The sequence below is a fragment of the Exiguobacterium sp. UBA6282 genome, assembly GCF_002440475.1.
In the GTDB taxonomy this organism is placed as follows: Bacteria; Bacillota; Bacilli; order Exiguobacteriales; family Exiguobacteriaceae; genus Exiguobacterium_A.
Genome location: NZ_DJUM01000046.1, coordinates 37,243 through 37,796 on the forward strand (window position 1 = coordinate 37,243; position 554 = coordinate 37,796).

Below are 554 nucleotides of genomic sequence, written 5' to 3' on the forward strand. Positions count from 1 at the left end.
AGTTCCGTCCGTCGATCCTCGTCTGATGCAAAGCGACCAGCGTATTCCATGTTCGACGCATATCCTGCCTGATGGAACAACAGTGCCATCTCAGGACGTGTCGCGAGGAACAAGAATCCTTTCGCCCGGACGACTTCTTGCGGCCAGTCTTCAATCAAAGCTAGCAAGCGCTCAGGGTGGAACGGCACGTTGCGCTTGTAGACGAATGAACTGATCCCGTACTCTTCCGTTTCCGGAATATGTTCTTCCGCATTCAACTCACGAATCCAGCCAGCACTCGCTGCCGCTTGTTCAAAATCAAATAGATCAACGTCTAAGATGTCTGCCGGATCGACTTGACCATATGTCGTCTCGATCAAGCGGGCAACTGGATTCAATGCCTTCAGATAGCCGATGACGGTATGGCGTTCTTCCGGTGTCAGGCGATCGACTTTATTTAAGACGATGATGTCCGCAAACTCGACTTGGTCGACGAGTAGATCGACGACTTCGCGCACGTCTGTCTCATCGACTGCCTGTCTGCGCTCGATCAACGACTCACCGGATTCGAAGTC

Annotated in this window: 1 protein-coding gene; it reads right to left on the minus strand. The window is 52.3% G+C overall.

Annotated features, from left to right (window positions below; all coding sequences use genetic code 11):
• Nucleotides 1–554: CobW family GTP-binding protein (locus tag B2751_RS11860; protein ID WP_290774953.1), on the minus strand; the 554-nt coding region annotated here is incomplete at both ends.